The sequence below is a fragment of the Mycolicibacterium novocastrense genome (genome assembly GCF_001570485.1).
GTDB classification, from domain to species: Bacteria; Actinomycetota; Actinomycetes; order Mycobacteriales; family Mycobacteriaceae; genus Mycobacterium; species Mycobacterium novocastrense.
Genome location: NZ_BCTA01000077.1, coordinates 24,484 through 47,038, shown reverse-complemented (window position 1 = coordinate 47,038; position 22,555 = coordinate 24,484). Strand labels below are relative to the sequence as shown.

The following is a 22,555-nucleotide window of genomic DNA, read 5'->3' as shown; positions in this document are numbered from 1 at the left end:
CGATTTCGGTGTAGTTGGTCGCGGTGCGCGAACCCAACGACACCGAAGTCACGTGTTGGCGCGGCGTTGCGCCTCGAGGGGGACGACCGGCGGACGGGCCGACGGCCCGCGGGTGATCGCATGCAACCTGATCTCCGGAACGTCCACCGCCGGGTCGACGGTGTCGAGCCAGGCGACGGCGTCGGCCACATCGGCGGCCCGGATCGCGTACATCTCGAACGGCACGTCTTGGAGCATTTCGGTCTCGACGGGTCCTGGGGTGACCACGTGCACGTTGATCCCGTCGCGGTCGACCTCCTGCGCCAGCGCACCGGCGAACGCGTTCATACCCGCCTTCGCCGCCGAGTAGGCGGTGCGGGCCCGCATCGGCTCATGCGCCGCCGAGGACGAGATGAACACGAACCGGGAGCCGGACCGCATCCGCGAGAGCGCGGCCGACGTCACCACGAAGCAGGAGTCCAGGTTCGCCGACATGGTCGCGCGCCACTGCTCGAAAGTCTGCTTGCGGGCGTAGGTACCACCGAGGATTCCCGAGGCGTGCACGAGCAGGTCGATGGTGCCTGCCGCCTCGACGGCGGGGGCGAACCCCGAGGGCAGGCTCGCATCGGCGACGACATAGCGTGCACCCATTTCCTCGGCGGCGGCCCGCAGCGGCGCTTCCCGTCGTGCCGTCAGCACGACCTCGTATCCGAGTCCGGCAAGCTTGCGGCCGCACGCCTTGCCGATTCCGCCACTCCCGCCGGTGATCAAAGCCGTTCGCACGCAGCGCCTTTCACGGACATCTAGCGCTTACGCTGTGCCAGCGCCTGCGGGGACAGCGCGACGATCCGCTGTTCGGGGTCGCCTGCCAACAAATAGGTCTGAGTGTCGGCGACGTGCTTGGCGGCCAGCTTGCGGGCGCGTTCGCCGTCGCCCGCCGCGATCGCGTCGGTGATTTTCGTGTGAATGGTCAACGCGATGCGGCGCTTGCTCATCGACGGATATTCACCTTTGGCCGCGCTCTCCTCGGCCCACCAGTTGAGGTGTCCGGTCCACAATGTCTCCAGGCTGCCGACGACCGCGATCATCGTGTGGTTACCGCATCCGCGGACGATCTCGTCGTGGAACTGCCCGCCGATCTCGGTGAACCGCGCTCCGTCCTCGATATGTTCGGCCATGGCCGCGTTGAGTTCGCGGAGCCTGGGGATGAGGGTCTTACCGCGGTCGGGTCTGCGCGCGGCAAGCGCCGCGCACATCGGATCGAGTTCCTGCAGCGCCGTGCCGAGGTCGGCAAGCGGCACGTAGTCGCTCTGCAGCAGCAGGCCCAGCATGTATGCGGCGCTGGCTTTGGCCGGCGCGTGCACCACCGCGCCGCCACGGTTGCCTCGACGCACCGAGACGAGGCCCTCAGTCTCCAGGATTCGCAAGGCTTCTCGTAGCGACACCAAACTCACGTTGAACTGCTCGACGAGCACTTCCTGACGCGGCAGCAGGTCGCCGTCGTTGAGCTCACCCTCGATGATCTGCCGGCGCAGTTCGTCGGCGACGATCTCCGCCGTGCGGCGGGCGCCCAGTCGGCGACGCGCCTCGGGCCCGATTCCCAGTGTTGTCATGTCTTAGCAATATTAACAGTGATAGCGCCACCACCTGCGGTGTCGCCCTGCCATCTGCCAATAGTTACTAAGATGGCGGCCGACCGGGAGGTGTGCGTGGGCGTGAACGACACGATATCCACCCCGCTGCACGATGTGCGGGTCCTCGAGATCAGCGACCGCATCGCCGGGGCGTACTGCGGCAAGCTGCTGGCCGATGCGGGCGCCGATGTGGTCAAGGTCGAACCGTGCGAGGGTGATCCGCTGCGCCGCGTCACCGTTACCGGAGGTGAACTCCGCGATGATGTCGACTCGCCGCTGTTCTGCTATCTCAACGCCGGAAAGCGCAGCGTCACAAGCGTTTCAGAGCGCATGATGACCACCGCCGACATCATCGTGGTGACGGCGGACGAGCCCACTGCCCGTCGCAACGGTGTCGACCCCGCCGCGCTGCTGGCCGCCGCGCCCGGATGCGTCGTCGTCTCGATCTCGGACTTCGGGTGGACGGGGCCGTGGTCGGGGCGGCCCGCGACCGAATTCACGCTGCAGGCCGCGTCGGGTCTCACCGGGTTTCGCGGCGATCCCGCGGGCCCCCCGATCTCGATCGGCGGAGACCTGGGGGAGTACATGGGTGGCGCCTGGGCCGCCTACGGTGCGCTGGCCCTTCGGCGGCGCGTGCGCGACGGCGGGGCAGGCGGACACCTCGACATGTCGATGCTCGAGGCGGTCACGCTGATGCAGAGCGGGGAATGGCTGCATTCGGCGCTTCTGCAAGTTCCTCCCGTGCGGAGGTCGGTGGAGGTGCCGTCGATCGAACCCGCCAAGGACGGCTACGTCGGCATCAGCATGGTGACCGGCCAGCAGTGGCTGGACTTCGCCGCGATGGTCGACTGCCCGGAGTTGACGGAGATAGCGCAGTTGCAGTTCCAGATCGGCCGTTGGGACTACCGCGATTGGATCCGCGAACGCATTGACCCCTGGATGAGGGAACGCACGGTCGCCGAGATCGTCGAATTGGGACAGTTGTTCCGGTTGCCTCTGGCGCCGCTGGGCAAAGGCGCGACGATTCCGTCGATGGAGCACCTCCGCGAACGCGGGGTCTACGTCGACAACCCGGCCGGATTCCGCCAGCCGCGACCCCCGTGGCTCATGTCGAGGGCGCGCCCCGCGCCGGTCGGCACCTCACCCCCCGTCGGCGGAAGCGACGATGAAGCACTATGGGAGCCAAGGTCGTTACGTACCGAACGGGCGACGACCGAGCGCATGCCGCTCGCCGGAGTGCGGGTGGTCGACTTCACCGCGTTCTGGGCCGGTCCGGCTGCCACCCACTCGTTGGCCGCATTCGGCGCGGACGTCATCAAGATCGAATCGATCCAGCGCCCGGACGGCATCCGCTACTCGGGCGGCATGCGCAAGGACGTCGACGACTGGTGGGAGTACGGCTGGGTCTTTCACGCGATGAACACCAACAAGCGGTCGGTGACCCTCGATCTGCAGTCCGACGAGGGGCTCCGGCTGGTTCGGCGCCTGATCGGCCAGGCCGACGTCGTGGTGGAGAACTTCTCGCCGCGCGTGATGGAGCAGTTCGGCCTCAGCGCAGACGCCCTGCTCACCCTCAATCCGCGGTTGGTCGTGGTTCGGATGCCTGCATTCGGGTTGTCCGGGCCCTGGCGGGACCGCGTCGGTTTCGCTCCGACGATGGAGCAGATCGCCGGCCTGGCATGGCTCACCGGAATGCCCGACGGCCCGCCGATCGCTCCGCGCGGCGCCTGTGATCCGCTCGCCGGGGTCCACGCCGCTTTCGCGGCGCTCGCCGCACTCGAGTTCGCCGACCGCGCGGGCGAAGGCCAACTCGTCGAGGTGCCGATGATCGAGGCGGTGCTGAACGTAACAGCAGTTCAGACAATCGAATACGAGGTGTTCGGGCGGGTGATGGAGCGGCGAGGCAACCGGGGGCACGCGGCGGCCGTGCAGAACGTCTATCGGTGCGCCGGGGACGACAGCTGGATCGCCCTGGCCGCGCGCACCGAAGACGAACGCACCGCACTGACCGCTGTCACCGGCGGTGCGGAGCTCGAAACCTGGCTCGCCGAGCGAGACCCCGAAGCCGCCGCGGAGGCACTGACACGCGCAGGGGTGCCTGCCGAGGTCGTGGTGTCGCCGTCGCTCGTCACCGACAACCCGCAACTGCGCGATCGCGGGTTCTTCGAACGCCTGCACCATCCCCGTACCGGGGAGAACCTCTACCCGTGCCCGCCGTTCACCCGGTTACCCGGCAGCGAGCGATGGCTGAAGCGCCCGCCGCCGACGCTCGGTGAGCACAATGCCGAGGTGCTAACCGCACTGTGCGAACTGACCGAAAGCGACCTGGATCGGCTTGAAACTCAGGGTGTCATCGGGTCGCGACCCAAGGGGTTGTGAATTCAGCGGGCCCGCAACGAAATCGGCATCGAGTGGAAGATCGTCATGTTGTTGGTCAGCGTCGGATAGGTGACCTCGGCCGGTCCGAGCGTGATGTCCTCGGCGCGGCACAGGACCTCGTCGAGGACAGCGCGAATCTCCGCGCGAGCCAGCATCGCGCCGAGGCAGTGGTGTGGTCCGCCGCCGCCGAACGCCACGTGGGGGTTGTCCGCGCGGCCGATGTCGAATGCGAACGGATCGGCGAAGACGTCCTCATCGCGGTTGGCCGACCGCAACATCGACACCACCCGCTCGCCTCGGGGGATCGTGACGCCGTCGATCTCGACATCGACCCTGGTGACCCGGCTCCAGAACGCCACTGGTGTCGACCATCGCAGCACTTCTTCGACCGCCGACTGGCGTACCGACGGATCGGTGCGGTAGCGCTCGGCCTGCTCGGGGTTGTCGACGAACGCCCGAACCCCGTACGCCAGTGCGTTCTTCGTGGTGTCACTGCCCGCGAACGCGATCACGAAGAAGAAGATGTCGAGCTCGGTGGCGGGAATCGACAGTTTTTCGCCGTTCTCGTCGGTCACCACCGCCGTGGCCAGGGTGCTCCAGATATCGTCGGTGGGCCGCAGGCGCTTTGCGGCTGTCAGTTCCGAGGCATAGGTGAAGATCTTGCCGAACAGTTCGAGATGCTGTTGTTCGGCCTCCCGTCCCGACGGAGCCGAATTGGCCTGCAGGATGAGGTCGAAGGTATCGAAGATCTCCGGTCGGTCCTCCTCGGGTATCCCGACGATGTCGCCGATCACGGACATCGGGAGAGCGTCGGCGACGTCGGCGATCCAGTCGCCGCCGCCGCGCTCGAGGAGGTAGTTGATCAGCGCCGCGGCCCGTGTGCGGATGTCCTGCTCGAGCTTTCCGATCGCCTTGGGCGTGAACGCGTGTGACATCACCCGGCGCCGCTTGAGCAGATCGGGCGGATCCATGTTGATGATCGTCGGGAACGCCCCCACGGCGCCCACTCCTTGGATCAACGGCCCCTCGGCGGCGGTGAACGATTCGGTGTCGCGGTGGATGCGGTGAGCGTGATGCAACTTGGTGGTCATCCAGAAGTCGCGCTTCAGCGTCGCCGCCACCCGTTCGGTGAGCTCGTGCTTGAAGACGGGCCGCTCGCGCCGCAGTTTCGTGAAGAGCTCATCGGGAAAACCGTTCTGCCACAATGCCGGATCGGAGAGGTCGACCGGGGCGGTCGTCGTCATGCGCGGTTCCCTTCGCCGTCCTTGACCCAGAATGCCTAAAATAGTAAAAATAGGCAACGGACAGCGCCGCTGACCCCGGCTGGTGCGTGCGCGGACGGAGTTGCGATGACGGATACGGTCGACGATCCCACCCTCGACCCGTCGGAGCGCGAATTCGGGCCCAGCGGTATCAGCTTGTCCACCTACCGGTTTCCCACGGGGTGGTTCATCGTCGGATTCTCCTCCGATCTGGGACCCGGTCAGGTCAAACGCGCCCACTACTTCGGCGAGGAGCTGGTGATCTTCCGGACTCAATCCGGCCGGGTCAACGTGCTGGACGCCTACTGCCAGCATTTGGGCGCCAACATGGGCGTCGGCGGCACCGTCGAGGGCGAGCACATCGTCTGCCCCTGGCACGGCTGGCACTGGACCGGTGAGGGCACCAACGCGCTGATTCCCTACAGCAAGATCGGCTGCAAACAGAATGTGCGGATCAAGCGCTATCCCTGCACCGAGTGGTACGGCTTCATCTTGGTCTGGCACGAACGCCACGGCCGCGCCCCGTACTGGCAGCCGCCGGTGTTGCCTGAACTCGAGACCGACGAGTACTACCCCCTGCACCCCCACACCCGGATGGTCAACCGGGTCAAGGTGCACGCCCAGATGATCATCGAGAACGCGGCCGACCCGTACCACGTCCAATACGTGCACAAGGCCGCCAATCCCGCCAACACCGCGTCGTTCGAAGTGTCCGGGTACCACCTGCACGCGACGGTGAACGCGAATTTCGGTGGGGGACGGGCCAAGACGTGGCTCACCCCGAACGGGCCCGTGGACGCGAAGATCATCTACGACAACTACTCGCTCGGCCTCGGGGTGGTGCGCTTCCCCTCGGAGTTGGTCGCCACCGTCCAGGTGACGGGCCAGACCCCGGTCGACGAGGATTACACCGACTACTTCTACACCCAGGCGTCGGTCCGCGAACCGGGCGAGACCGGCGACAAGCCCACGGGTCGTGCGGCGAAGTTCTTGCAGTTGCAGCAGGAGGTCATCAAACAGGACTTCTTCACCTGGGAGAACATGAAGTACCTGGAGAAGCCGAACCTCGCGCCCGAGGAGGCCCGTGACTACGCCGCGCTGCGACGTTGGGCGCATCGCTTCTATCCGGGTGCCGAACCGTCGGCGACCGACTTCGGGTACACGGCCAGCGGTGAACCCGACCCGTCGGCAGCGGACGCTTGATGCCCGCAGGCAGGGCGTCGTGCATCGAGCCCACGGCATTCGGCGTCGAACATTTCACGGTCGCTTCGGTTCTCGACCGCCGTGCCGACCAGTTCGGCGATCAGGTGATGATGTCGATCGACGGCACCCCGATCACGTTCGCCCAGATGCGCGACCGGTCCTGCGCCGCGGCGGGCATGCTGGCCGACCGCGGCGTGCGCCGGGGTGACACCGTCGCGCTGTTCGCCGGGACCTGCGCCGAGTGGGTGTACTTCTGGCTCGGTGCCGCCCGGTTGGGCGCGGTCAGTGCCGCGGTCAACGCCGCCAACAAGGGCGACTTCCTGACACACGCGCTCAACGTGTCGCGGGCCCGGCTGGTGGTGGCCGACGACGCCCGCCGTGCTCGACTCGCCGAGGTGGCCGACGACCTCGACGCCCCGGCCGCGACCCTGCTGATCGACGATTCGGTCGGCACCGAGTTGAGCGGACCGCACGACGTCACCTATCCGGTGGTGCGCACAGACGCGGACGAGGTGGGAGCGCTGTTCTTCACCTCGGGAACCACCGGACCCTCGAAGGCGGTGGCGACCACATGGCACTACCTGTTCGTCGCGGCCGCCACCGTGGCATCGGCGTGGGAGTACGGCCGGGGTGACGTGATCTGGACGGCCATGCCGCTGTTTCACCTCAGCGCAGCCCCGACGGTGCTGGCGCCGATGCTCGTCGGCGGCACCAGCGTGCTGGCCAGCGCCTTCCACCCCGCCGATGTGCCAGGTGAGTTGCGAGCCTGTGGCGCAGCGGGGTTCGCCGGGGCGGGTGCGATGGTGTCGATGCTGTGGAATCTGCCGCCCGACCCGAGCGATGCGCAGCTCGGAATCCGGTTCATCTCGGCCGCCCCCATTTCGGCCCAGCTGTACCGCGCGATCGAGGAGCGGTACCGGTGCCGCGTGGTGACGATGTACGGAATGACCGAAGCGTTCCCGATCGCCTACAAGGCGGTTTCGGACGACGGCGTTGCGGGTACGTCTGGACGAGTCAACCCGGCCTTCGAGGTCCGCATCGTCGACGGGGACGGGCATCCCGTTGCCCCCGGCGTGACGGGTGAGATCGCGTGCCGGCCGCGGACAGCGCATGTGATGAGCGAGGGGTATGTGTCGTCCGCGCCCGGGCACCGCGGCCTGCGGATCGAGCCCCACCCGGAGTGGTTCCGCACAGGCGATCTGGGTGTCCTCGACAACGACCAGAACCTGACGTTCGTCGACCGCGCCAAGGACTCGCTTCGCAGGCGAGGCGAGAATGTGTCGTCGGTCGAGCTCGAGCAGGTGGTGATGCGGCACCCGGCGGTCGCCGAAGCCGCCGCGATCGCGGTCCCGAGCGAGTTGGGCGAGGACGACATCCTCGTCGTCGTGGCCCTTCGTCCCGGCGTGACGGCGGACCTTCCAGAACTCCTGGACTTCTGCGCCGCGCGCATGCCGTACTTCTGCGTGCCTCGGTATCTCGAAGTGCTGGACGAGATTCCGAAGAACGTCATCGGGCGGGTGCGAAAGGACGTCCTGCGGCAACGCGGCCTGAGCGCGGCGGTGTGGGATCGAGAAGCCCACGGCTACCTGCTGAGTCGGTGAAGGAGTCAGACGATGGCATTGAGCTACCAACAGCAGTACGTGCTCGACGGGCTGGCGGGCCGGGCGGGCATCCTCAACCTCGACGCCAGGCACAACCGGTTGTTCTCCAGCGGTGATCTGGCCGGATGGCTCGCCACCTTCCGGCACTCCGGTGCGACGTACACCAGGGGTGAGGAGTCGTTCACCAACCTGGCGGAGGCATTCGACGGCGGCAGCGGCCGTCGACTCGTCACCGTTGACCACGACATCACCGTCGATGGCGTCGAAGCGACTCAACAGTGCGTCGCATTGCTGTTCTGCGACAACGAACTCGAGGCCACCGGCAGCTACACCGATCGCCTCGTCTACGAGCGCGGCGGGTGGTATTTCGCCTCGCGTCGACTGGCCTGGGACGCGGTTCCGCATGAGAGCGCGCTACCGGGGTGACCGAGACCCTCCGGTACGAGCTGGCGTTCGGCACGTACGAAGACGCGTTGCGGATGGTCGGCACGCGCACACAGCCGCGGTACGCCGGGACCGCGGTGAGTGCGGCCCGCATCCAGCACTTCGCGGCCATGGTTCGCGACTCCAATCCGGGCTACTGGGACGAGGATTTCGCCCGCCGCCAGTGGGGCGGTCTGCTCGCCCCACCCGCTCTGTTGATGGGGTGGCTGATTCCACCTCCGTGGCTGCCGAACGGCCGATCACCGGTCGCGGCGATCGCGCTCCGCGTTCCGCTGCCCGGAACCACGTTCATCAACGCCGCCAACGACGCCGAGTATCCGTGCGCGATCGTGGAAGGCGATCGCTTGCACCTGGTCGAGGAGGTCGTCTCGGTTTCGCCACTGAAGCGGACCCGCCATGGGGCCGGCCACTTCGTCCAGACCTGCGACGAGTTCCGCCGCGACGACGGAACATTGGTCGCCGTCAACCGCAACACCTTGTTCCGGTTCACCCCCGAGGAACAGCCGTGAGGACACCGCCCGGGGTGGACTGGGAGCGGGTCGCGGTTGGATCGGAGCTGCCCGAACTGGTGGACCACATTGACTACCAGCGCGTCGTGATGAACCCCGGTGCCACGTGGGATTACTTTGCGGCACACTACGACCCGCGCTACGCCGAACAGCACGGCCATCCGACGATCTTCGTCAACACGATGCACATCGCCGGATTCATCGACCGAATCGCCACCGACTGGGCCGGCCCCTACAGCCGCGTGGTGCGCCGCAAGATCACCCTGCTGGGATCCATCTACGCCGGTGACTCGATGGTGGGTCGCGGGTGCGTCGTGGCGAAACGGCATACCGGCCTGATCGATCTGCAGATCACCGTGTCCAATCAACGCGGAGAGCTGTGCTGCCCGGCGGAGCTGACACTCGAGCTGTCACGCTAGCTCGGGCAGCTTTTCCGCGCTGATGGTCGTCTGCAACTCGACATACTCCGACAGTCCCTCCGCGCCGAACTCGCGACCGATTCCGGACTGCTTGAAGCCGCCGAACGGCATGGTCGTATCGAGCCTGTACATGTTGATTCCGTAGGTGCCGGTGCGAATCTCTGCGGCGATGTCGAGCCCGTGCGCGACGTCGGCCGTCCAGACCGAGCCGGCCAGCCCGTAGTCGCTGTCGTTGGCGATCCGGATGGCGTCGCGTTCGTCGGAGTAGGTGAGCACGGTCAGCACCGGCCCGAAGATCTCCTCGCGGGCGATGCGCATCTCGTTGGTCACGTCGGTGAACAGCGTCGGCTGGACGTACCACCCCCGGTAATGGGGTGTGTCGGTGCCGCCCAACACCATTCGCGCACCCTCGGCGAGTCCCGCGTCGATGTATCCGTGCACCCGCTGCTGTTGGCGCTGCGCCACCAGTGGTCCGATGTCGGTGGCATCGTCGGCGGGATCACCCACCGCGAGCCCCGACATCATCGCGGCCAGCGCTTCCACCACCTCGTCGTGGCGGCGTTCGCTCACCAGGATCCGCGTCTGCGCCACGCACGCCTGCCCGTTGTTCATCAGGCTTGCCGTCTTCAAATGCTCGACTGTGCGCTCGATATCGGCGTCGTCGAGGATGATCGCCGCCGACTTGCCGCCCAACTCGAGGCTGACGCGTTTGAGTTGCTCGCCGCACACGGCGGCGATATGGCGTCCGCTGGCCGACGAACCGGTGAACGAGATCTTGTCCACGCCGGGGTGATGCACCAGGCGCTCACCGGTGTCGCGTCCGCCGGGAAGGATCGACACGACACCGTCGGGAAGGTCGACCTCCTCGAGCATCTCCGCCAGCCACATCGCGTCGATGGGCGTCTCGGGCGCCGGTTTGACCACGACGGTGCAGCCCGCGATGAGCGCCGGGATCATCTTCGGCATGATCAGGAACTGCGGGACGTTCCACGGCACGATCGCACCCACCACGCCGACGGGTGCGCGTCGTATCTGCACGTCGCCGAACAACCCGGGCCGCCGCTCGACCCACGGGAACTCCCGCGCGGTGGCCAAGCCCAGATGTATCTGGGCGAGCGCACCGGCGGCCTGCCCCAACCGGCTGAAGCTGCGCGGTGAGCCCATCTCCGCGGTGATGAGGTCGGCCATCTCGTCGGTGTGGGCCGCGTAGACCGTCGCGAGCTTCTCGATCTTCTCCATACGCTCGTCGACGCTCATCCGCGGCCACGGCCCCTCATCGAACGCCTTGCGCGCGGCCTGCACTGCGCGGTCGACGTCCTGCGCGGCGGCCTCGGGTGTTTCGCCGATCTGCTCCTCGGTGTGCGGCGAGATGACCGCGATACGTTGTCCGGTGGCCGGCGTCTGCCATCGGCCGCCGATGAAAAGCCGTTCGTAACTCAGCGATCTCACGACGGCGCCTCCTCGATCACCGGGCGAGCTCCGCAGATGTCCGCATCGCGCCACACCATGCGGCGGCCGCCAAAGTCGCTATTTGTGCAAACATAACAAAATTGGCGGGCCAGGGGCGCGGGCGCGAGTCCCCGAAATGGCATTCCAGCAGACGTCCACTCGAACTCTCCCTGCCGGAATGCCATTTCGCGATCGATCCGGGGCGGGCGGGCGTATCGTCCGCTCTGGGACGGCGATGAGAGGGAGGTCGTCGATGGCGCTCGTGAAGTGGACGTCACTGCGCCCGGTTGCGCGATGGGCAACAGCGACGGTGGCCGCCGCGATGCTTCCGGCCCTCGCGGCCGGGAGTGTAGGCCCGTCCGCGCAGGCCTTTTCGGATCCGAGTCTGCCGATCGAGCACCTGGAAGTGCCGTCGGCGGCGATGAACCGCACGGTCCGGGTCGAGTTTCTCGGTGCGGGCGCAGACTCACCCGCGTTGTATCTGCTCGACAGCATGGAGGCCGGCGACGACCTCAACGGTTGGGACATCAACACCCAGGCCTTCGACTGGTATGACGGCTCGGGCATCTCGGTGGTGATGCCAGTCGGCGGCAAATCGAGCTTCTACTCCGATTGGTATGCGCCCGCGGTGGGCAACAGCACGACCTACACCTACAAATGGGAGACCTTCCTGACCCGGGAACTTCCGGCCTGGCTGGCCTCCAACAAAGGGGTACGACCGACCCGCAACGCCGTGGTCGGGTTCTCGATGGGCGGTTCCGCGGCGCTGATCCTGGCGGCCTACCACCCGCAGCTGTTCAGTTATGCCGGTTCGCTGTCGGGCTTTCTGAACCTGTCAGCGCCCAACGGCCCGGGCCAGGTCAGGGTGGCCCAGATGTGGAACGGGGGCTTCGATCCCACCGCGATGTGGGGCCCGCCCGGCGATCCCGCATGGGCCCGCAACGATCCCACGGTGCAGGCAGGCAGGCTCGCAGCCAACGGGACGCGGGTCTGGATCTACTGCGGCGACGGCACACTCACCGACCCCGCGCTGACCAATCCCGACGCGCCCATCGCCGGGCTCGGCTTCCTCGAAGGCTTCGCGATCGACTCCAACCGGGCGTTCGTCGACGCCTACATCGCCGCGGGCGGGAACAACGGCGTGTTCAACTTTCCCGCGGGCATCCACAGCTGGGGCTACGCAGGCCAGCAGTTACAGCAGATGAAACCCGATATCCAGCGAGTGCTGGACGCCCAGCCGACGAACGAGCAGTGAAGCGGTGCAAGCGATTTCGCGTTAGATGTCGTCGGCGGCAGGGGAGTCCGGGGCCGAGTCCGTTTCGCCGGCGTCCAATACGCTGACCGCGATGCCGTAGGGCAGGAACCGCACCTTGCGGGCGGGATCGGTGTTGTTCTTGTTGGCCCGCAGCGCATCCAGCTCGGTGGGGTAGACCTGCTCGATATGCGCACCCCCGTCGTCGTCGACGGTGTAGATGGCCCACACCCCGTCTCCGGTCTCACCGGTGGTCTCCGGTTCGCGCCGGGGCCGGGACGAACGGGTGAACTCGTCGACCAGGTTGGCCCAGCCCGCACGTTCCCCCGACGTGCTGAAAAACCTGCCGAGGCCGTCGAGCGCGTCGCGCAGCCCCTCACCGGCTTCGCGCACGACGCGGTCGAACTCCTCGGGGTCGAACCCGAACGGGCCGTTGCTGCTCATGGTGCCTCCTCCTGGGGCGCCCGCACCTCTGCGCGGTAGTGCTTCCAGTGTGCCCGCCTGCGGTGAAGTAGTCGACTGAGGCGATCCCGAAGTGGTAGGCAACCTCTATGGCCATCTCCCGGGCCGACGCCCTGGCCGCCGTCGAGCGATCCCCGGCCGCGGTCGCCGACCACGACCGCCAGGCGTGGGTCGCCGCCTTCACCTTCGACGCGATCGTCGAAGACCCGGTGGGTGCACAGCCGCACCGCGGGCCGACGGCCATCACCCGCTTCTACGACACCTTCATCGGCCCGCGCGACATCGCGTTTCACCGCGACGTCGACATCGTGGTGGGCTCGACCGTCGTCCGCGATCTGGAGCTCGAGGTTCACATGGCCGCGGGTTTGACCATGCGGATCCCCGCCTACCTGCGCTACCACCTCCACGAGGACGCAGGTGAGCTGAAAATTGCAGAGCTGTCAGCCTATTGGGAGCTCCCGGCGATGGTCGGGCAGTTCCTCAGCGGGGGGATCCGATCGGTGCCCGCCGGGCTCCAGCTGTCGCGGGGGCTGCTGACGAACCAGGGCATCGTCGGGACGCTCGGTTTTCTGGGCGGCTTCCGTGGCGTCGGCCCCCAGGGCAAGCGGCGGTTCGGGGAATTCCTCGCGGCCGCCCGTGCGGGTGACGAGGTCGGGCTGCGGCGCTGGTTGGGCGGCGGCGCGCAGATCACCGCCGGCGACCACACACCGATGGGCAGCACAGAACTGCTGTCCCGGCTGACCGGCGCCCACTCCCGCAAACTGATCGGGTCGGGTCAGAGCCTGGTGTGCGGCATCGAAGGCGCCGGGACGCGCGACGTACTGATCGCCGACGTGGCGACGAACCCGTTCGCGATCAGGCGAATCCGCTACTACGCCGCGACGATGGCCTGAACCACCCGACGTTTCGTGTCCTCGACCCGGGGCAACTCAGCAACCATGCGACACACTGATTCACGCGAGTTCGCCGTTGTGGGCGTGGCGCTGGCCGCGGTCTTGGCCTCCTGCCTGATCCTGCCGACGATCGGACAGCTCGCGACGCTCGACCAGACGTGGATGGCCGCCGCGATCCTGGGCATCCCCACCGTCGCGGTGCTCACTGTCACCGGTTACCGGCACTACGGGCCTGCCCGCAGCTTGGCCGTCGCGGTGGTCGTCATGAGCGTCGCCCTGATGGCCAGCTGGGCGTTCTCCGTTCACGTGGTCGCCGCCGCGATGAGCGGTTCGACGACAACCCTGGCCATGGGGGTCCTGCTGTACGGGACACCGGCCCTGATCGTGGCGCTGCTCGGGCTCCTGGCGCTCAAGCTCGTGCCGCCCCGGTCCCCGTCGAGCGACCGTTTGACCACCTCCACCGCGGGTAATCCGGCCGCATGACTCCGCGCGAAGACGACGACAGCAGCGAAGAGGGCGTCACCGAGGACGACCACGTGGCGAGCTCCCGCGCCGGTAAGGACAGCGGCGACGACGGCACCTATGTTGGCCAGACATCCTCCGACGACGCCATCGACGCAGAGGAGAGCGGGGCCGAGGCGCGCAGTAACGACGGTGCCTGACGGGCCGGCGCACAGGATCGCGGAACGGTTGCAGAAGCATCGCGGGAGGCGTGCACGAGGTGTCTCGATTCGGTCGCGGCGGTCGCGTCGCGTGCAGCCCGAGTTGGGCGCGTGAGACGGTATGAGCACCATGCCTGTCGACGATGAGTCCACCGAGATCACCTACGAGGAATTCGGCCGCAGATTCTTCGAGGTCGCCGTGACCGAGCAGCGTGTCGGCAGCGCCATCGCCGATATCGCCGGCGATGAGTTCGAGATGGGACCCATCGCTCAGGGCCCGGGCAAAATCGCCAAGGTCACCGCCAAGGTGCGGATCCAGGAGCCGCGACTGACCCGCCACGTGGGACCGCTGATCACGTTCGCCATCCGCATCCCGCTGGAGATCGACATGATGGTCGATCTGCGCATCGACAAGCCGAAGTTCATGGTTTTCGGGGAGATCGCGCTGAACGCCACCGCGCGCGCCGCCGAACCGTTGCTGCTGATCCTCGACGTCGAGAAACCGCGGGCCTCCGACATCTCCATCCATGTGACATCCAAGTCGCTGCGAGGGGAGGTGGTGCGCATTCTCGGTGGCATCGACGCCGAGATCCGGCGGTTCATCGCCGCGCACGTCGCCGGCGAGATCGACAGCCCGGCCTCCCAGAAGGCCAAGGTGATCGACGTGGGCGCCACCATCGACACCGCCTGGACGGGCGTCTGAGGGGTCCACGGCGTAGGATTCCCGGGTGCTTAGCAAACCCGTGTCGGCGCTCGCGCTGACCTCCGGACTTCTGGCCGCCGCGGCCTTGGTGGCTGCGCCGGCGCAGGCTGACCCGGTCGACGACGCGTTCATCAACGCGGTGACGGAGGCCGGTGTCGTCATGAGCGATCCGAACAGTGCGGTCGCGGTGGGCCAACAGGTGTGCCCCATGCTCGCCGATCCGGGCCAGAACGCCGCCAACGTCGCGGCCAAGGTCGCCGAAATGGGCGGTATGTCACTGGGGCCGGCAACCATGTTCACCGGCATCGCGATCTCGATGTTCTGCCCCGCGATGGTGTCGTCGATCGGCAACGGTGATTCGCCGATCCCGCTGCCGTTCCTCGGAATCTAGAGGCCGCCGCCGGATCCGATGGCGACGTATCGGACGTATCCGGCCACGCTTTGACGCCTCACCGACGCAGGGCCGCCGTCACCTGCTCGACGCCGGCGGCGGCAGCGGCGTCACGGTGACGTTGGCTCACCTGGGCGCCCGCGGTGCGCAGCACCTCGACGACGTCGGTCACGACGCCGGCCCGCTGGACGCAGCACGACACCCCGGCCGCCCACCACGACATCAGCGCGTCGAGACCGCGCCCCGGATCGGCACCGTGATCGACGAGTGTGGCGACGGTCGCGGGCAGCAGACGCCGCGCGGCCCGGTCGATGGGTTGGGTGCCGTCGGGCAGCGCGGCGTCGACCGGCGCACCGGCGCGCACCAGTGCGCGCACCGACTCCGGGTTGACGTTGTCGCCGTCGCCGCCGAGCACGTGCAGCGGTGTCGCACCTTCGGAGTCCAGCAGCGCCGGGCACACGCCGTTGGCCAGGGCGTGTTTCAGCGCCACGGTGCGCCCATTGCGCACGATCTCGTGCAGGATCGTGGTGTAGCGCTCACCGCGGGCCGACAACTCGATGCGCCGTCCCGCGTCGGCCCCCGCATCGATGAGCGCCACCGCGAGGCCCAGGCCCGGTGAGCGCACCGCGTACCAGAGCGGTGACGCACCACACGCATCCACTGGATCGGGATCGGCGCCCATCGCGAGCATCTCGATCACCGCCGAGTCGCCGCGCTGCGCCCGGCGAAACAGGTCCAGCACGTCCGGTGGTAGTGGCTCTGTCCATTCCGGTGGGTCGACATCGAGTCCGGCCAGCGCTCGTAACACACCCTCACGCTTTGGACCGAGGTCGTACCAGGGCCACGGACCTTCGCCTCGGGCGACGAAATCCTCGACCCGCATGCGGGTCTCGGAGGTGCCCCTCGGCGGTTCGCCGTCCGCGTAATCGGTGCAGAAAACCAGATCGGCGCCGTCGAGCAGGATGACGACCCATACGGTCCCGTCCTGATACCGGGCGAGTTCGGCCACAGCGAGGATTGTGCCCATACGCGAAGAGGGGCACCCCTGCGGGTGCCCCTCTCGCGCCGTCTTTCAAGTACCGGCTACTTGACGTCTACGTAGACGAGACGGTCCTGATGTGTGATGTAGTTGTGGCTGCTCCCGATCACCGGGGCGCCTGCGTCGATCCGGGTGAAGGTGGGGCCCTCGCGGACCGCGACCACCTCGGCCTCGCTCAGCGGGGCCGTCCCCACCTGAGTGACGATGACCCTGTACCCCTCAGATTTGAGCTGGTTGATGGTGTCCTGTGCGTTCTGCGACCCCGACGGTGCGGCGGCCACCGGTGCGGCCAGCCCGATCAGGGCGGCGGCCAGTCCGCTCGCTACGGCTGCAATTCCTATCTTTTTCATTGACGTGCCTCTTTTCTATGTCTGCGAGCCACCGAAACCCGCTTTCCACCAAATAAATTCGGATCGGACGCGTTCCGGTCGACTCATAAGCGGCAACCAAGAAGAGACGGGTTTAATTCCCTGGCAGAAATTGACCGGAGATTGGCAGATTTTAAGCGGCGCAACGATGTTCGGTGTGCGCAAACACTGTCAGAGTAGGCGCCCCAACCGGCTCAGCTGCAGTGGACGGCCGACTGCGCTCAACTGGCCGAGGATGTCCTCGAGCCTCGTCAGCGGCAGGTCCATCCGCCACTCCGCCACCGACGCCGACAGCCGCACCACACCCGGTGCGAAGCTGATTCCGGTGAGTCGCACACCGTGCGGCAGTTCGGGCAGCCGCACGGGGTAGGCCGGGGTCCGGGCCGGAAGCGGACAGCGTGTCCGGCCGAAGGTGAGGCAGCGTGGTTTGAGCCACAGTGTCGAGCCGTCCAGATGTGCGTCGACCTCGAGGTGGCCGGCGCCCGGCCGCCGCGCCAGGCGCAGCCGGGCCACACCGTCGGCGCCGACCGCGCCCGAGAGCCGCGGCGCCGCCCAGCGGAACACGTCGTCGAGAACCGGCGCCGGAATCTCCAACGTCAGTTCGACGGGCGCGGCGACCAGCACCGGTGGCGCCGTGGGCCGCATGTGCACGTTGTGCAACACCGCGGTGGCGTGGTCGAACTGCGCCCCGTTGCACTGAATGTCGCGCGCGGCCAGCCGTACGTCGTTGAGCTGACCGACCGAGAGACCCCGGACATCAAGGCGCGAGTCGAACTCGGTGACCGTCAGCGTCAGATCACCCTCGTCGAGTTTGACGGTGAGTCGCCTGCCGACGACGAGTCGGCGGACCGTCAGGAACAGTGTTCGGTACGCCGCGGCCGCCCCGGTGGTGACCGGCGTCACCGCGGCCGAGGACCACAACGCGGTCAACATGTCGAGGGGTCGGAGCGGGTCGAATCGGCGCAGAGGTTCCGGGCGCGTCATGCCTCCAGCATTCCCCGACGGGGGCGGTTCCGTACAGTCGGGCGCATGACCTCCGTGGTAATCGTCGGCAGCGGATTCACCGGTTTCGAGTGTGCGCGCACCCTGGCCAAGAAACTGCGCAAAGAGCGTTCCGACGTCGAGATCTCGATCATCTCCCCGGTCGACTACATGCTGTACACGCCGCTGCTACCTGACGTCGCCGGCGGGTTGGTCGATGCCCGCTTCGTCGCGATCCCGTTGGCCAACGCCTTGCGCGGGGTGCAGGCGATCCGCGGCCGCGTCGACGAGGTCGACTTCCAAGGACGCACCGTCACCTTCACCGATCCCGAGGAACGGTCACGCGCGCTGTCATGGGACCGGCTGGTACTGACCCCCGGTTCGGTCACCAAGCTGTTCGACGTGCCCGGCCTCGCCGAGCACGCGCGCGGTCTCAAGTCGACCGCCGAAGCCCTGTATCTGCGCGATCACGTGCTCCAGCAACTCGAACTGGCCGATGTCGACGACGATGCCGGCCGCCGTCAGGCGCGGCGCACGATCGTCGTGGTCGGCGCGTCGTACTCGGGTACGGAACTGGCGGTGCAACTGCGGGCGCTGGCCGACGCGGCCGCCAATCAGATGGGCTTCGACCCGAACGAGGTGAAGTTCCTGTTGCTCGACCTGGCCGAGCAGGTTATGCCGGAAGTCGGGGAGAAGCTGGGTGCCGCGGCGCAGCGCGTGCTCAAGTCGCGCGGCATCGACGTCCGACTGGGAGTGACGCTCAAGGAGGTACACGCCGAACATGTTGTGCTCAGCGATGATTCGCTGATCCGCACCCATACCGTCGCGTGGGTCACCGGGGTGACGGGTGCGCCGCTGATCGAGAAGCTGGGGCTGCCGACCGAGAGCGGCCGGCTGAAAGTGACCACCGAACTCGAGGTTCCCGGCCACCCCGGGGTGTTCGCCGCGGGCGATGCGGCCGCGGTGCCCGACGTCACACAGCCCGGCAAGATCACGCCGCCGACCGCCCAGCACGCCACGCGGCAGGGAAAGGTGTTGGCGCGCAACGTCGCAGCCAGCCTCGGCGTGGGCAAACCGAAGCGCTACAAGCACCGCAACATGGGCCTGGTCGTCGACCTGGGCCCGCGTTACGCCGTGGCCAATCCGCTCAACATCCAGTTGTCCGGCTTCCCGGCCAAGGTCGTTACCCGGGCCTATCACGTGTACGCGATTCCGCGGTTCGTCAACCGCTGGGCGGTGACGCTGGCCTACCTGACCGATCTGTTCTTCGACCGGTCCGTCGTCTCGTTCGGGCTGTCCACGCAGGAGGACGCGCAGTTCTCGGCCAGCGAGGGCATCCCGACGCCGAAAGCGGGCTGATTCAAACCCGTTGAACCGGGGAATTGTGTCGGCATGGCTACTTATCGCGTGCTGAACCCCAAGGGCGAGGTTGTCGACACCAAGGACATCGAGAGCGCCGACGATGCTCATGCCTGGTTCGTCGACCAGAAGGCGGACCCCGAACTCGGCTGGCGCATGGAGGTCAAGAACGACGACGGCGACTGGGACTTCTTCGACAGCAGCGAGGGCGACCGCAAGTACTGACCGCCGCCCTTCCCGGCCGTGAGCGACCGCTTTTGTACGCCCGAACGCGGCGTGTCGGTGTACAGCCACGGTCGCTCGCGGAAGATGGGGAACGTGCCGAAGTTGAGTGCGGGGCTGTTGCTCTACCGGGTGCGTGACGGTGACGTCGAGGTGCTCATCGGCCACCCGGGCGGACCGTTCTGGGCGCGCAAGGACGAAGGGGCCTGGTCGATTCCCAAGGGCGAATACGGCGAGGGCGAGGACCCGTGGACCGTCGCGCGCCGCGAATTCGAAGAGGAACTGGGCAAGCGTCCGCCGCAGGGCCCCCGCATCGCGTTGGGGCCCGTCAAACAACCCGGCGGCAAGATCGTGACAGCATTCGCGGTGCAAGGCGACCTCGACCTGGAGGGCACCTTCTCCAACACCTTCACCATGGAGTGGCCAAAAGGGTCTGGCGCGATCAGGGAGTTTCCCGAAATCGACCGGGCTGCTTGGTTCCCCGTGGCGCAGGCTCGGTCCAAGCTGCTGAAGGGTCAGCGGGTCCTACTGGACCGCCTGATGGCGGCAATCGCAGACGACGCACCGGCCGAGTCTCGATCGCATTGATCGTCAATGCGCGACCGTGGATGCGCCAGCCCGCCCGCGTCCGCAGATACTCGTCGTCGTAGCGCAGATGCCACACCAGATCGGACGCCTGACCGTCGCTGACCGTCCAATGGTGGGCGATACAGGTGATGCGCCCGAGCGCGTAGTCGGCTTCGTCGGCTGCGGCGTACACCTCGCCGACGATCGCATGTTCGGTCCTGGCCACAGCGGCCAGCGAGGCCATCGCCGCGCGCACCCCGTCGCGGCCATGGTGGCGGCGCACCGGCTCCAGCGTGCGTGGTGGGTCGGGCAGCCGCAGCTCGGCGTTCTCGGTGAACAGCTCGACGACGTCGTCGAATCGGCGGTCGTCGACGGCCGAGGCGTAGACGTGCACCAGGTCGGCCAGCGCCAGTCGGTCGGCGGTACTGAGCCTCATGAGGAGCCCATGGAGGTCAGCCCGAGCCGCTGCGCGCATGCGGACAACACGTCGCGCGCTTCGTCGATATCGGTCGTCGGCGGCATGGCCAGGATCGCGCGGTCCGCACCGTGCGCCTCCAGTTTGGCCGCCCGCTCAGCGTCGATCTTGGTGACCAGGTGTCCGAGCGAGAGCTCCAGCGCATCGGGGTCGCGCCCGCATCGTTCGGCCTCCTCGCGCATCAGCGAGACCAGTTCGGCCAACTCGGCACCACCCACGCCGAGCGGTTGGAACCCGTCACCGAGCCTGCCGGCCCGCCTGGCGGCCGCCCTGCTGTGCCCACCGATGTGAATCGGTATGTGCGCCAGAGGTTTCGGATAGCACATGGCGTTGTCGAAATCGAAGAACTCGCCGTGGAAGTCGGCTCCTTCGGGACGGTCCTGCCACAGCAGCCGCAGCACGGCCAGTTGCTCGTCGGCGCGCCGGCCCCGGCTTGCGAAGTCGGCTCCGCACGCCTCGATCTCCTCTTTGAGCCAACCCATTCCCACGCACAGCCGCAGTCGCCCGCCGGAGAGCACGTCGACCGTGGCCGCCCGCTTGGCCAGCACCACCGGGTGGTGGTTGGGCAGCACGAGCACGCCGGTGGCCAGCCCGAGTCGCCTGGTGTGACCGGCCAGGAAGGCGAGCAGGTCGAGCGGATCGGGCACGGCGCAGTCGGCGGGCAGTTCGACCCGACCGGACTCGTCGTAGGGGTAGACGCTGGTGTAGCGCGACATCAGGACGGTGTGCTCGACCACGACCAGTGACTCGAACCCGCAGGCCTCCAGATGCGCGGCGAACGCGGCCATGAAGGCGGGGTCTGCGGTGACGCCCGCCGCAACGGGCGCGACGACGGCGTATTTCATGGCAGCGGCGGCAAACCGTTGCTCTCCCGGATGTCTCTTCGACACTCGCGGCGGGTCTGACCGGTCTGCTCCATGCACACCCGAACGGGCGATTCCTCGGCGATCGGCAGCGGCGGCTCGGTCGCCTCGGTGGTGACCGTCGGGCTCGGGACGTCGCCCTCGGTCAGCGACCAGATCGTGGCGCCCGTGCTCTGCAGTGTCGAGCAGTAGGCGGTCGAGCCGTCGGCGGTCTGGGCGGTCGCGCCCTCGGGTGAGCAGTTGGCCCCGATGACCGCGGCGGAGTCGTCGGCGGGCGATGACGGCGTTGTTGTCGTGGCGGTGGTGTCGTCGTCGGTTGCGGTGGTCGTGGGGGCGTCTGTCGTGGTGGTCGTCGTCGGCGGCGGGGGTGGGGGTGCGGGCCGCGGCGGTGACGAAGCGGCGGTGGTGGACCTGCCCGGGGCGTTCGCGCGTTCCTCGCCGAACAGGAAGGCCGCCACCACGACAGCGGCGACCAGCAGCACCGCAAGAACCGCGGGCACCATGATCCCCGGCCGCAGCCACGGCCTCTTCGGGTGGGCGGCCGCCACGGCGAGTCGGGTGCTGTCGGGGTCCGCCGCGGCGACACCGAGGTGGTGGCCGAGCGCCCTGGCGAAGTCCGCGCAGCGCTCGAACCGGTCTTTGGGGTTCTTGGACATCGCCTTGGCCAGCACGGGATCCAGGTTCGCCAGGTCCGGTCGGCGGGTGCCGATCGCCGGCGGCGACGCCGACAGGTGCTGGCTGATGACCACGGCCGGATTCGAGTTGCGAAACGGCGGCGAACCGGTCAGCAGGTGAAACGCGGTGGCGGCCAACGCATACTGGTCTGCTCGGCCGTCGAGCGTCTCGCCCATCAACTGCTCGGGCGCCGCGTAGGACACCGTGCCCACCGTCATGTTGGTCGCGGTGAGACCGCTGACGTCGTCGGCCCAGCGGGCGATCCCGAAGTCGGCCAACAGGATTCGTCGATCGTCGGTCTCGGGCCGGGCGAGCAGGATGTTGGCGGGTTTCACATCGCGGTGCAGCAGACCGCCCTGGTGGGCGTAGTCGAGGGCGTCGGCGATGGCGGTGACGATCGCGGCGACCTCCTGCGGAGGCATGCCGTTGGGATGATGCTCCTTGAGCAGTTGCGCCGCGTCGGTGCCGTCGACGTAATCCATCGAGATCCAGATCTGGCCGTCGGCCTCGCCACGATCGTGGATCCCGACGATGTGCGGATGCCACAGCGTGGCCGCGATGTCGGCCTCGCGCTGGAACCGCCTGCGGTACTCGTCGTCGGCCGACACCGACGCGGGAAGCACCTTGAGCGCGTCGCGGCGGGGGAGGCGCGGATGCTGGGCCAGGTAGACCTCGCCCATTCCGCCGGAGCCGAGTAAACGCACGATGGTGTATCCGGCGAAAGTCGCCCCCTCGGCCAACGGCATGGCCGAATAGTACGAGAC

At 67.6% G+C, this 22,555-nt stretch carries 25 protein-coding genes and 1 pseudogene; 15 read left to right on the top strand and 11 right to left on the bottom strand.

What is annotated here, in order from left to right:
- Positions 1–48: 48 nt before the first annotated feature.
- Both RMCN_RS24865 and RMCN_RS24860 read right to left on the bottom strand, forming a co-directional pair.
- Positions 49–762, bottom strand: a complete 714-nt coding sequence (locus RMCN_RS24865; protein WP_067394897.1) for an SDR family NAD(P)-dependent oxidoreductase — start codon at positions 760–762, stop codon at positions 49–51.
- Between the two features lie 20 nt (positions 763–782).
- Positions 783–1,592 carry a FadR/GntR family transcriptional regulator gene (locus RMCN_RS24860; RefSeq protein ID WP_067394894.1) on the bottom strand — a complete coding sequence of 270 codons (810 nt, stop codon included), beginning with the start codon at positions 1,590–1,592 and terminating at the stop codon, positions 783–785.
- Positions 1,593–1,664: 72 nt separating this feature from the next.
- On the opposite strand from RMCN_RS24860, the gene RMCN_RS24855 reads away from it, so the two are divergent.
- The gene (locus RMCN_RS24855) at positions 1,665–3,992 is read left to right on the top strand and encodes a CaiB/BaiF CoA-transferase family protein (RefSeq protein ID WP_067394891.1); all 2,328 of its coding nucleotides are present in this window, start codon (positions 1,665–1,667) and stop codon (positions 3,990–3,992) included.
- Between the two features lie 2 nt (positions 3,993–3,994).
- On the opposite strand, the gene RMCN_RS24850 is transcribed toward RMCN_RS24855, so the two are convergent.
- Positions 3,995–5,236, bottom strand: a complete 1,242-nt coding sequence (locus RMCN_RS24850) for a cytochrome P450 (RefSeq protein WP_067394888.1) — start codon at positions 5,234–5,236, stop codon at positions 3,995–3,997.
- A gap of 105 nt (positions 5,237–5,341) precedes the next feature.
- On the opposite strand from RMCN_RS24850, the gene RMCN_RS24845 reads away from it, so the two are divergent.
- From RMCN_RS24845 to RMCN_RS24825, 5 genes are read left to right on the top strand one after another with little or no spacing between them, the layout of a single operon-like run.
- Positions 5,342–6,457: an aromatic ring-hydroxylating oxygenase subunit alpha gene (locus RMCN_RS24845; RefSeq protein WP_067394885.1), complete on the top strand. Its 1,116-nt coding sequence runs from the start codon at positions 5,342–5,344 to the stop codon at positions 6,455–6,457.
- On the top strand, positions 6,457–8,058 hold the full coding sequence (locus RMCN_RS24840; RefSeq protein ID WP_067394881.1) for an AMP-binding protein: 1,602 nt from the start codon (positions 6,457–6,459) through the stop codon (positions 8,056–8,058). The genes RMCN_RS24845 and RMCN_RS24840 overlap by 1 nt, the downstream gene beginning before the upstream one ends.
- Positions 8,059–8,070: 12 nt before the next feature.
- Entirely contained in the window at positions 8,071–8,484 is a 414-nt protein-coding gene (locus tag RMCN_RS24835; RefSeq protein ID WP_067394879.1) for a nuclear transport factor 2 family protein, read from the top strand.
- Between the two features lie 53 nt (positions 8,485–8,537).
- Entirely contained in the window at positions 8,538–9,011 is a 474-nt protein-coding gene (locus RMCN_RS24830) for an FAS1-like dehydratase domain-containing protein (protein ID WP_064414519.1), read from the top strand.
- Positions 9,008–9,430, top strand: coding sequence for a hotdog family protein (locus tag RMCN_RS24825; protein ID WP_067394876.1), 423 nt, complete (start codon positions 9,008–9,010; stop codon positions 9,428–9,430). Before RMCN_RS24830 ends, RMCN_RS24825 begins: the two co-directional genes overlap by 4 nt.
- On the opposite strand, the gene RMCN_RS24820 is transcribed toward RMCN_RS24825, so the two are convergent.
- Positions 9,422–10,879 carry an aldehyde dehydrogenase gene (locus RMCN_RS24820; RefSeq protein WP_067394873.1) on the bottom strand — a complete coding sequence of 486 codons (1,458 nt, stop codon included), beginning with the start codon at positions 10,877–10,879 and terminating at the stop codon, positions 9,422–9,424. The two genes, RMCN_RS24825 and RMCN_RS24820, sit on opposite strands and share 9 nt — an antisense overlap.
- 253 nt (positions 10,880–11,132) lie before the next feature.
- On the opposite strand from RMCN_RS24820, the gene RMCN_RS24815 reads away from it, so the two are divergent.
- Positions 11,133–12,134: an alpha/beta hydrolase gene (locus RMCN_RS24815; protein WP_067394869.1), complete on the top strand. Its 1,002-nt coding sequence runs from the start codon at positions 11,133–11,135 to the stop codon at positions 12,132–12,134.
- A gap of 21 nt (positions 12,135–12,155) precedes the next feature.
- Here RMCN_RS24815 and RMCN_RS24810 read toward each other — a convergent pair whose 3' ends face one another.
- A complete protein-coding gene (locus RMCN_RS24810) occupies positions 12,156–12,575 on the bottom strand; it encodes an Rv0313 family protein (protein WP_064414491.1) in 420 nt (139 codons plus the stop codon).
- A 107-nt stretch (positions 12,576–12,682) separates the two neighbouring features.
- On the opposite strand from RMCN_RS24810, the gene RMCN_RS24805 reads away from it, so the two are divergent.
- The 5 genes from RMCN_RS24805 (at position 12,683) to RMCN_RS24785 (ending at position 15,242) form a co-directional block, all read left to right on the top strand.
- On the top strand, positions 12,683–13,486 hold the full coding sequence (locus RMCN_RS24805; RefSeq protein WP_067394866.1) for a nuclear transport factor 2 family protein: 804 nt from the start codon (positions 12,683–12,685) through the stop codon (positions 13,484–13,486).
- A 45-nt stretch (positions 13,487–13,531) separates the two neighbouring features.
- Positions 13,532–13,969, top strand: a complete 438-nt coding sequence (locus tag RMCN_RS24800; protein WP_064414493.1) for a hypothetical protein — start codon at positions 13,532–13,534, stop codon at positions 13,967–13,969.
- Entirely contained in the window at positions 13,966–14,148 is a 183-nt protein-coding gene (locus RMCN_RS24795; RefSeq protein WP_067394864.1) for a hypothetical protein, read from the top strand. The genes RMCN_RS24800 and RMCN_RS24795 overlap by 4 nt, the downstream gene beginning before the upstream one ends.
- 121 nt (positions 14,149–14,269) lie before the next feature.
- Positions 14,270–14,851: a hypothetical protein gene (locus RMCN_RS24790; protein ID WP_174523772.1), complete on the top strand. Its 582-nt coding sequence runs from the start codon at positions 14,270–14,272 to the stop codon at positions 14,849–14,851.
- Between the two features lie 25 nt (positions 14,852–14,876).
- Positions 14,877–15,242, top strand: coding sequence for a DUF732 domain-containing protein (locus tag RMCN_RS24785; protein WP_064414495.1), 366 nt, complete (start codon positions 14,877–14,879; stop codon positions 15,240–15,242).
- A gap of 58 nt (positions 15,243–15,300) precedes the next feature.
- On the opposite strand, the gene RMCN_RS24780 is transcribed toward RMCN_RS24785, so the two are convergent.
- The 3 genes from RMCN_RS24780 to RMCN_RS24770 all read right to left on the bottom strand — a co-directional run bounded on the left by RMCN_RS24780 (position 15,301) and on the right by RMCN_RS24770 (position 17,633).
- Complete coding sequence (locus tag RMCN_RS24780; protein ID WP_067394943.1) at positions 15,301–16,251, bottom strand: ankyrin repeat domain-containing protein; 951 nt, start codon at positions 16,249–16,251, stop codon at positions 15,301–15,303.
- A 74-nt stretch (positions 16,252–16,325) separates the two neighbouring features.
- Positions 16,326–16,631: a hypothetical protein gene (locus tag RMCN_RS24775; protein WP_064414496.1), complete on the bottom strand. Its 306-nt coding sequence runs from the start codon at positions 16,629–16,631 to the stop codon at positions 16,326–16,328.
- Between the two features lie 189 nt (positions 16,632–16,820).
- On the bottom strand, positions 16,821–17,633 hold the full coding sequence (locus tag RMCN_RS24770) for a hypothetical protein (RefSeq protein ID WP_067394861.1): 813 nt from the start codon (positions 17,631–17,633) through the stop codon (positions 16,821–16,823).
- A 45-nt stretch (positions 17,634–17,678) separates the two neighbouring features.
- Here RMCN_RS24770 and RMCN_RS24765 point away from each other — a divergent pair, with 45 nt between their 5' ends.
- The 3 genes from RMCN_RS24765 to RMCN_RS24755 all read left to right on the top strand — a co-directional run bounded on the left by RMCN_RS24765 (position 17,679) and on the right by RMCN_RS24755 (position 19,799).
- Positions 17,679–18,989, top strand: coding sequence for an NAD(P)/FAD-dependent oxidoreductase (locus RMCN_RS24765; protein ID WP_067394858.1), 1,311 nt, complete (start codon positions 17,679–17,681; stop codon positions 18,987–18,989).
- 33 nt (positions 18,990–19,022) lie between these two features.
- On the top strand, positions 19,023–19,214 hold the full coding sequence (locus RMCN_RS24760; RefSeq protein ID WP_064348755.1) for a hypothetical protein: 192 nt from the start codon (positions 19,023–19,025) through the stop codon (positions 19,212–19,214).
- 93 nt (positions 19,215–19,307) lie between these two features.
- Positions 19,308–19,799, top strand: coding sequence for an NUDIX hydrolase (locus RMCN_RS24755; RefSeq protein ID WP_067394940.1), 492 nt, complete (start codon positions 19,308–19,310; stop codon positions 19,797–19,799).
- 22 nt (positions 19,800–19,821) lie between these two features.
- On the opposite strand, the pseudogene RMCN_RS24750 reads toward RMCN_RS24755, so the two are convergent.
- The 3 genes and pseudogenes from RMCN_RS24750 to RMCN_RS24740 all read right to left on the bottom strand — a co-directional run.
- A pseudogene (locus RMCN_RS24750) lies at positions 19,822–20,214 on the bottom strand (nuclear transport factor 2 family protein); the annotation flags it as partial.
- Positions 20,211–21,098: an LLM class F420-dependent oxidoreductase gene (locus tag RMCN_RS24745; RefSeq protein WP_064414498.1), complete on the bottom strand. Its 888-nt coding sequence runs from the start codon at positions 21,096–21,098 to the stop codon at positions 20,211–20,213. The pseudogene RMCN_RS24750 and the gene RMCN_RS24745, both read right to left, overlap by 4 nt.
- Positions 21,095–22,537: a serine/threonine-protein kinase gene (locus RMCN_RS24740; protein WP_067394855.1), complete on the bottom strand. Its 1,443-nt coding sequence runs from the start codon at positions 22,535–22,537 to the stop codon at positions 21,095–21,097. The genes RMCN_RS24745 and RMCN_RS24740 overlap by 4 nt, the downstream gene beginning before the upstream one ends.
- Positions 22,538–22,555: the final 18 nt, after the last annotated feature.